Origin of the sequence: Algibacter sp. (genome assembly GCF_049667265.1) — a bacterium.
Taxonomy (GTDB): Bacteria; Bacteroidota; Bacteroidia; order Flavobacteriales; family Flavobacteriaceae; genus Algibacter_B.
Genome location: NZ_JBATHX010000329.1, coordinates 1 through 8,924, shown reverse-complemented (window position 1 = coordinate 8,924; position 8,924 = coordinate 1). Strand labels below are relative to the sequence as shown.

Sequence of the window (8,924 nt, the reverse complement as noted above, 5' to 3'; positions counted from 1 at the left end):
GCTGATAAAAAAATAAGTGTAAGTGCGCTTAAAAAAACCTATCCAAGCTATTTTATGGGTAAAAAGAAAATTGAACTAACTCCAGGTTTAGATGTCGATGGTATTCTTAAAGCCATGGAAAAACGTTACCAAAACGAACAATTAACCACTATTGATGGTGTAAAAATCGATTTTTCTGAAAGTTGGGTACACCTACGTAAAAGTAACACCGAACCTATTATTAGAATTTATACTGAGGCGAAATCGCAAAAAGAAGCCGATGCTTTAGGCGATAAATTTATAGCCGAAATAAGCGAGATTGCTGGCATTTAGTTTTTTTTTGAAGCTATTTCCCGCTTTCCATTATAACTTTTTTAAACCACGTTATTACAATAAGTTAATAGCGTGGTTTTTTGCTTATTCAAGTAAATCACAAAGTTTCAGTTTTACTAAGGTTTTAAAAAGGATGCCATTTCAATCGGGGCTAAACTATCAATAATGGCTAAGTATTCTTTCAAAAATTAAGGGATTTTTGCCAATCTAGTAATAAGAATATATAAAATACTTATCTTGTTCAGAACTTTTACGGACTACATAGCATATGAAAAAACTAGCATTACATTGGAAGATTATTATAGGAATGGTTCTCGGAATCATTTTTGGTTTTATAATGAATACCGTTGCTGGCGGAAAAGGTTTTGTAACCGATTGGATTGCGCCATTCGGAACCATATTTATAAACCTATTGAAGCTTATTGCTGTGCCTTTAATTTTGGCATCATTGATAAAAGGGATTTCAGATTTAAAAGATATATCTAAAATTAAATCGATGGGTTTACGAACTATTGGTATTTATATCACAACCACAATAGTCGCTATCGTTATAGGTTTAACTATAGTAAATGTGGTGAAACCAGGAAACGGCATGCCACAGGAAACTATTGAGAAAATAAAGCTAAAATATGAGAATGATGCTGGCGTAACCGATAAGTTAATGAAAGCTTCCGCTCAAAAGGAAGCAGGGCCATTACAGGCGTTAGTTGATATTTTTCCAAGTAATATTTTTGAATCGTTTGTAGAAGCGTCTATGCTTCAAGTGATATTCTTCGCCATTTTTGTTGGTATTTGTTTATTACTTATTGGTGAGAAAAAGGCAAAACCTTTAATTGATTTCTTTGAATCCTTAAACGAGGTGGTTATGAAAATGGTAGATTTAATTATGCTTTTTGCACCATACGCTGTATTCGCATTATTAGCAAACGTTATTATAGCTTTTGATGATGTCGAAATTTTAATCAAGCTTTTATATTATGCTTTCTGCGTTGTTGGAGGGTTAATTATAATGATAGGTTTCTACTTGATTTTAGTAAGTGTTTACACCAAAAAATCACCGATGTGGTTTTTGCAACAGATAAGTCCTGCGCAACTTTTAGCCTTTTCTACCAGTAGTAGTGCGGCAACACTTCCTGTAACCATGGAACGTGTTGAAGAGCATTTAGGTGTAGATAAAGAAGTCTCTGGTTTTGTGCTTCCTGTTGGCGCAACAGTAAATATGGATGGAACGAGTTTGTACCAAGGCATTGCCGCGGTATTTATAATGCAGGTTATATGGCCTGAAGGTTTAACGTTTACCAATCAATTAGTCATTGTGCTAACGGCATTATTAGCATCTATTGGAAGTGCAGCGGTACCAAGTGCGGGAATGGTTATGTTGGTTATTGTTCTGGAATCGATTGGTTTTCCATCGGAATTACTACCTATTGGTCTCGCGCTTATTTTTGCCGTAGATAGACCACTTGATATGTGTAGAACCGTTGTAAACGTAACTGGCGATGCTACGGTGGCTATGATTGTGGCGAAATCTTTAGGCAAATTACACGACCCAAAACCAAAAGAGTGGGACGATAATTATGAAGCTGTGAAATAATTTTTTATTTTTATTCAAAAGATTAATGTAACGCATTGCGCCTTAGTGCTTTTGCGAGAAAAACAAATTAAATGAGTACGAGTGTATCGTTAACATCACCGATAGTTTCTGTTGAATGGCTTCAGGAAAATATGAACGCCGACAACTTAATTATTCTAGATGGTACCATCAATAAAGTTTTTGATATCTCGTTAGAACAAATTCCAAAGGCTCGATTTTTTGATATTAAAAAGAAGTTTAGTAATGTTTCTGATCCATTTCCTAGTGCGTTTCCTTCAATTGAGCAATTTCAAAAAGAAGCACGAACTTTAGGAATTAATAATAATAGTGCCATTGTTGTCTATGACGATCAAGGTATTTATTCCAGCGCTCGTGTTTGGTGGTTGTTTAAAGCTTTTGGGTTTAATAATTTGGCGGTTTTAAATGGCGGATTTCCTGAATGGAAGAAAGCAAAATTTGAAACAGAATTAATGCAAAATTTTGATGGTGAAGCTGGCGATTTTGTTGCAAACCTACAACCCAATTACATGAAGTTTTTTAATGATATTGAAAAGGCATCAAAAAACGAAACACATAAAATTATTGATGCTCGTTCCGCTGGCAGGTTTAATTGTGAAGAACCTGAACCTAGAGAAGGACTTCGCATGGGCACGATTCCAAACTCGGTGAATTTGCCGTTTTCAGATTTATTGGAAAATGGGATTTTAAAGTCTAAAAAAGAGCTAGCAAAGGCATTTTACATGGTTGCCGAACCAGATGATGCCATAATTTTTTCATGTGGTTCTGGAATTACAGCCTGCGTTTTGGCATTAGGAGCAGAAATTTCTGGGTATAAAAATATTTCGGTTTACGATGGTTCATGGACGGAATACGGTAGCCTAACAACAGGAAAAATGGAAAATCCAAGTACTTGGAGTAAGGAAGAATTATTGGCTTATATTTTAATGTATGTGTCAAATTCAGATTTAGAGGAATCTAGAAAAGAAAAAAAATATATTTTAAGTCGGGTTGATAAAGCAGTTTATAATCGAGTTCATGAACAATTTGAAAAGGATAATGATTATCAGAGTATTCAAAATATAATTGAAGCTGTAAAAACCCATGATTATTACCGTAATGATTTAGCCGATTTATTTGCCGATATTAAACTCATGGCATTTGTTGATGGTGATTATGAACCTATGGAACAAATGATTTATAGCCAGTTGAAGAAGATTCTTAAAGATTCTTAAAGAAGCTTAATAGCAAAGAAATAAAATACATAGCTGTTTCATGATGGGTTATTTTAAGTTTCGAATAAACTTATAATTAATCCAACCACTAAAAAACCAACAATGAATTATCTGTACTTTTAGTTGAGTTTCAATTTAAAAGCAGAATTTAAATAAGTACGAAGCTCTTTTTTTAGAGATAAATGGTAATTAAATTATTTTCTACAACATGATATAAGCCTTCTACGGTTACGTTTTTAAGTATTCCAATATCACAACATTCTTCGGTCTGCGGTTTGGCTGTATCGTATGAGATTGTTGCAACTATTTCAGAATCAATTTGAATTTCTAAAGTATCTGTTTGGTTTTGTCTATTTACATAAAGCATACTATTTGATTCAAAAATGTGAAATTCAACTTCGTTTTCAAGATTGTTTTTAATTACAATGGATTCTTCAGATATATTATCTTGAATTATAATGTTTTCATTAGTTGTGTCGTCTATTAAATTTATGGTTATGGCAGGTGCTGCGCATAAAACTGCAGAACAATCTGGAACACCATCATCCGTTTTGCATGAAATAATAAATATAAGTATTAAAAGGTAGGTTAAAGTCTTCTTCATAGTTTGCAGTTTATTTTAAAGATGAGAAAACTTGTGAATGGTTGCGTGTTAATCTAAAAATTTGCTTCTTAATTCAGGCGTAGGAATCATACAAGCTTCTTTTTTACCATTCCATTAATAATGATTTTTAGCAATATAATCGTAAACCCAATTGCGTAAAAAGTTTGGAACAATAAGAAATATTATCAAAAAATTTGTTGGAAACCCCAATTGTGAAGCTATTTTTACAGTTGCGGCTATTTTGTAATGAAGGTCTTTTCAAAGAGTATATAACAGAATACATTAAAAGATGTAAAGTACATTTCTGTGATTCAATACCGAAGAAATGTTACATTAATTAATGTTCAAAATTAAAATTTCGTAAGAAATTTATTGGTTATTCATCAAATTACACTATATTTAAATTATTCATCTCCCTGATAATTAGTTGGTTAGTAATATTTAAAAAACATTGTAATAAATTTTATTGCTGCGTTTATTTAAATGAAGCCCCTAGTTTACGCATTAACATTAATTTAAATACACTTATTAAATGGTTGTTTTTAATATTAACCAATTAATTTATATATTATGAAAACAATGTTTAAAATTAAAAAAGTATTGATTTTGTTAACGCTAGCGCTGTTTTGCGCTTATGGCTGCTCTAGTGAGGAGGTTTTAATTCCAGAATCGGATTCTTCTATTCTCTTAGAAAGTAGTGCTTCAAAAGCAGCTAAAAAAGGTAAAGTTATTCATCATGTTAGTTTGGGGTCAAATGATGCCTGTGAAGCATATGGCTTACCAAATGGCTGTGATGGTAATTTTTCCTTAGTAGCTAATATGCATGCTGATGGTTCTGTAAAAGGCCAATGGCAAGATACTTTTATTGGCGGAGGAGAAGGCATTCATGTAGCTATTGATTGTATGCAATATGGTGAATTTGATGGAGCTACATGGGCCATTGTAACTGGAACTATTACAAAAGGACAATTTCAAGGAGTTGACGTTAGCGGACAAAGAGCTATTACAGCTGTTGTTGATAATTTCCAAGGTGATGACTATAGTAGTCTTTCATTTTTTGAACTTGATGATGAAAATGATTGTAATACTTTTGACATTTTTGACTTTCCTTTATTTAGAGTCAGCGCTGGACAAGTTAAAGTTTGGTAACATTAAATTGTAATTTTATAAAAGCTTATAACACTAGTTATAAGCTTTTATTGTTTTATGAAAATTAATATTTTATAAAAACTTACTCTTCAATTCAGGCGTAGGAATCATACAAGCTTCTTTTTTACCATACCATTTATAACGGTTTTTAGCAATATAACCGTAAACCCAATTGCGAATAAAGTTTGGCACAATTAGAAAAATAGCTATTAAATTTGTTGGAAAACTTAATTGAGACGCTATTTTCAAAGCAGCTGTACTTTTGTAATGAATTCCTTTTTCTGGGTTGAATAATATAATAGAATCTACTTGCGAGGTATCAATATTAAACGCTTTTATGATTTGTTTACCAGCGTCACTTTGCAACGGTGCAAAAAGGAATCTATTTTTTTGGTCTCGTTTTATAACGAACAAAACAGAAGTGTTGCAGAGGTTACAAACCCCATCAAACAGTATAAGTTTTTTATCTTTTGGAACTCCAAAATTCATAGTGTAAAGGTACTACTTTACTAATCACTTAAAAAGGTGTTTAAATCTGATTCCGTAGCTAATTTAACCTGGTTTTTAAGTCTGTATTTTAATTACAAATGCTCCGTTTTTACTTCATATAAAACAACCTGTGCTGTTTTTTCGTAATCGGCATTCCAGCCATAATAGTTACCTGTTTTAAAGTAATTCTCATGTCCATAGCCATTTCCAACATAATCAAACACAAAGGTGTAATCGGTGTTAATCCCTTTTGCATCGCAAACTAGCGCATAATAAAACTTACCATTTTCAATTTTAATTTTGAAAGTAAAGATTTCATTATCTACGCGGCCTACATCCAATTTTTCATCAAAAGCACTCGTCCAAGGTTCGCCAGCATCTGGTTTTGTATAATAATCAACTTGAATCATCCCGCTATTCCAGCGTATTTTAACGGTTGCAGGAGCGCCTACTAAACCTGTAGTTTCCTTACCATGTATTTGAGCCACAATAGTTCGGCCGTTTCCTTCTACATAATCAACTTTTAAGGTAGATTCTAATATGTGAGTACCCGTACTCATAGACCAGTTATCTGATGTACTTTGAATCCCTCTCCAAAACTCCCTAAGTTCTGTTCTACAATATTTATCGCCTAATTCTGATAAGCCTGAGGTAGTAAAGCCAGTAAATTTTGTAAACATGGTATAGCTGTCATCTGCATTTTTATAAAAATATTCAGATTGGGCTGTGGTTAAAGAATTGTCCACAATAGCTTTATAGAAAATAGATGTTGCGCCACCAATGCCATTATTAATGGGAACGGACAAATACCAATTTTGCCAAACAATTTTTGGTGTTTCTTCAATTGGAATTAATTCTTCATTTTCCTCATCAATAATTTCAATATCTTCCTCTTTTACTTCATCATCAGTTTCCTGACTTGAACTGCAGTTATAAGTGAACATGATTGAAACTAATACAAAATATAGAATTAGATGCTTTTTCATTTTTCATTTTTTATGTAAAGATATGCGAAATACAATTTACTTTTTGGCTTCCACCAGTTCTAGCTGATCTATACTCACATTTGTAGTAAAAATGCCATAATTTACAATGGCTTTATTTTTTTCAATTTTTTCAACAGTTCCAATGGCACGCCCGTCTTCCATTCTTACACGATCGCCAATACGAATAATCGCCTTAGGTTTAGGTTGTTCAATAGCCTTTTGTTTTGCTATTTTTTTCTTTTTCCTGATAACCTCAACTTTCTTTTCAGCTTCCTGTTTCACTTGGGTTTCCTTATGTTTTATCGCTTTCTTTTGTTTTGAAGTGACCTTTTTTCGTTTAGAATTTTCAATTTGAACAACTTTAAACAATTCAGACATTAATTCTTTTTTCTGCTTGTTTTCAAAGTATTTTTCGGCAATATCATTAACCTTTTGCCCTAAATAAATTAAACGTTGATTGCTATCATAAAGTTCCTGATAGCTTTCTAACTTCTTCTGAATTTTGGCATTTATTTCTTCAAGCTTATCAGCTTCCTCAAGTTTTTTCTTTTCATTTTTTTTTAAAGATTGCCCCGTTTTTTCAAGTTTTGAACGTTCTTTTTGAAGCTTAGCAATCGTAGCATCAAAACGTACTTTACTGCGCTCAATTTTCTTTTTAGCACGATTAATCAAACTATAAGGAATCCCATTTTTCTGTGCTACTTCAAACGTAAAACTACTTCCGGCTTGACCGATAACCAATTTAAACAGCGGTTCTAATGATTTTTCATCAAACAACATATTGGCGTTTAGCATAAAAGGCAACTCGTTTGCTAATATTTTTAAGTTTGAATAATGGGTTGTTATAATACCGTAAGCTTCACGATGGTAAAACTCTTCTAAAAACGTTTCAGCCAATGCGCCACCAAGTTCAGGGTCACTTCCTGTTCCAAATTCATCAATTAAAAAGAGTGTGTTTTTGTTACACTTCTTCAAGAAATAATTCATTTGTTTTAGTCGGTAACTGTACGTGCTTAAATGATTTTCAATAGATTGATTATCACCAATATCACTCAAAATTCTATCAAACAAACATACTTTGCTACGCTCATGCACAGGTATTAACATACCGCATTGCAACATAACCTGTAAAAGGCCAACTGTTTTTAGTGTGATGCTTTTTCCACCTGCATTAGGTCCAGAAATCACAATAATTCTGCTATCGGCTTTTAATTCTATACTTTGCGGAAAGGTTTTTTCTTTCTTCTCTAAGTTGTTTAAATAAAGTAGCGGGTGATAAGCATCTCGTAAATACATGCTTCTATCCTCAGTAATTTCAGGAAGAATCCCATTCATAGATTTTGCGTATTTCGCTTTCGCGGAAATGACATCCATATCAATTAAAAAACTTTGGTAATCTCTTAATAAAGGTAAAAACGGACGCATAAAATCTGTAACTTCTTTTAAAATCCTGATAACTTCTTCTTGCTCTTCGTATTCTAGATTATTGAGCTCTCTGCTGTGCTGCAAAGTGGTTTCTGGTTCAATATAAACGATGCTCCCGGTTTTACTTCCGCCCATTATTGAACCTTTAACTTTACGCCTGTACATAGCTTTTACGGCTAATACACGTTTGTTGTCAACCACAGATTCTCGAATATCATCTAAATATTCAAGATTGTGATAGGTGTTTAAGGCGCTACTAAAACTGGCATTAATTTTCCCTTTTATTTTGTTGATGGATTGTCGTAAATCAAAAAGTAAATTGGATGCGTTATCCTTTATGTCTCCAAACCGATCAACAATACCATCTACTTTTTCAATTAATACTTTGGTAACTTCAATATGCGATGCAAACTCATTTAAGCTTGGATAATATTCTTCAAACTTTTTTAAAAACGTAACAATCTCATTTACAGTAATGGACATGGCTACTATTTTCTTTAAGCCATGAACTTCCAAATAGGTATTTTCTATTTTGAGTAATTGTAATTCTTTAGAAATAGTATCAAAACCGTGGTTAGGTATGCGATTATCGTTATAAAACGACGAGACATATTCATTAGTTAGACTAAGCGCAGCTTGCAATTCCTCCTTTGTTTTGTATGGAGCAATCTGTAACGCTTTTTCATGCCCAAGCGGTGTAATACAGAGTTCGCTTACCTGTTTTAAAACCGTTTGAAACTCTAAATCTTGTAATGTTTTTTCGTGGATATGAATCATTCCTAACCTAATATTCTAAAAATAAAGAACTGCAAAGTTAATCATAATAAGAATGATTTTTGCAATGAGAACTCCAAGTGTTAAAATGTTAATTAACAGAGTATTACTATTATTTAACAAATTGCTAACAACTACAAATGCTAATTCTAATTACCTTGATAACTCCCTCAAAACATCATCAATCAAACTATAATCAGTTGTAAAAGCTCAATCATTATTTTGGTTGAGCTTTTATCCGTGTATAGTTTCAGATTTCCCATAATTTTGAATCACTTCAGCTTCAAAATCAATAAGTTCTTGCCAACGGTTATCAACATCAATTCCTTTACCATATTGGCGTGCAAACCCTATAAAAG

General features: G+C 32.7%; 8 protein-coding genes and 1 pseudogene. 4 read left to right on the top strand and 5 right to left on the bottom strand.

The features are described from left to right. The 3 genes and pseudogenes from WBN21_RS11730 to WBN21_RS11720 all read left to right on the top strand — a co-directional run. Positions 1-312 (top strand): annotated as a pseudogene (locus WBN21_RS11730) (phosphoglucosamine mutase); the annotation flags it as partial. 268 nt (positions 313-580) lie between these two features. Then, positions 581-1,906 carry a dicarboxylate/amino acid:cation symporter gene (locus WBN21_RS11725; RefSeq protein WP_424200495.1) on the top strand — a complete coding sequence of 442 codons (1,326 nt, stop codon included), beginning with the start codon at positions 581-583 and terminating at the stop codon, positions 1,904-1,906. A gap of 71 nt (positions 1,907-1,977) precedes the next feature. Next, on the top strand, positions 1,978-3,138 hold the full coding sequence (locus WBN21_RS11720; RefSeq protein ID WP_424200493.1) for a sulfurtransferase: 1,161 nt from the start codon (positions 1,978-1,980) through the stop codon (positions 3,136-3,138). Between the two features lie 172 nt (positions 3,139-3,310). Here WBN21_RS11720 and WBN21_RS11715 read toward each other — a convergent pair whose 3' ends face one another. Continuing rightward, on the bottom strand, positions 3,311-3,742 hold the full coding sequence (locus WBN21_RS11715; protein WP_424200491.1) for a hypothetical protein: 432 nt from the start codon (positions 3,740-3,742) through the stop codon (positions 3,311-3,313). A 114-nt stretch (positions 3,743-3,856) separates the two neighbouring features. Further along, positions 3,857-3,982 (bottom strand): DCC1-like thiol-disulfide oxidoreductase family protein, encoded by a 126-nt coding sequence (locus WBN21_RS11710; RefSeq protein ID WP_424200497.1) that lies wholly within the window; start codon positions 3,980-3,982, stop codon positions 3,857-3,859. A 330-nt stretch (positions 3,983-4,312) separates the two neighbouring features. On the opposite strand from WBN21_RS11710, the gene WBN21_RS11705 reads away from it, so the two are divergent. Continuing rightward, positions 4,313-4,891: a hypothetical protein gene (locus tag WBN21_RS11705; protein WP_424200489.1), complete on the top strand. Its 579-nt coding sequence runs from the start codon at positions 4,313-4,315 to the stop codon at positions 4,889-4,891. A gap of 72 nt (positions 4,892-4,963) precedes the next feature. On the opposite strand, the gene WBN21_RS11700 is transcribed toward WBN21_RS11705, so the two are convergent. The 3 genes from WBN21_RS11700 to WBN21_RS11690 form a co-directional block, all read right to left on the bottom strand. Next, positions 4,964-5,380, bottom strand: coding sequence for a thiol-disulfide oxidoreductase DCC family protein (locus WBN21_RS11700; RefSeq protein ID WP_424200487.1), 417 nt, complete (start codon positions 5,378-5,380; stop codon positions 4,964-4,966). Positions 5,381-5,472: 92 nt separating this feature from the next. Beyond that, positions 5,473-6,366 carry a polysaccharide lyase family 7 protein gene (locus tag WBN21_RS11695; protein WP_424200485.1) on the bottom strand — a complete coding sequence of 298 codons (894 nt, stop codon included), beginning with the start codon at positions 6,364-6,366 and terminating at the stop codon, positions 5,473-5,475. 36 nt (positions 6,367-6,402) lie between these two features. Then, positions 6,403-8,568, bottom strand: coding sequence for an endonuclease MutS2 (locus WBN21_RS11690; protein WP_424200483.1), 2,166 nt, complete (start codon positions 8,566-8,568; stop codon positions 6,403-6,405). Between the last annotated feature and the right edge of the window lie 356 nt (positions 8,569-8,924).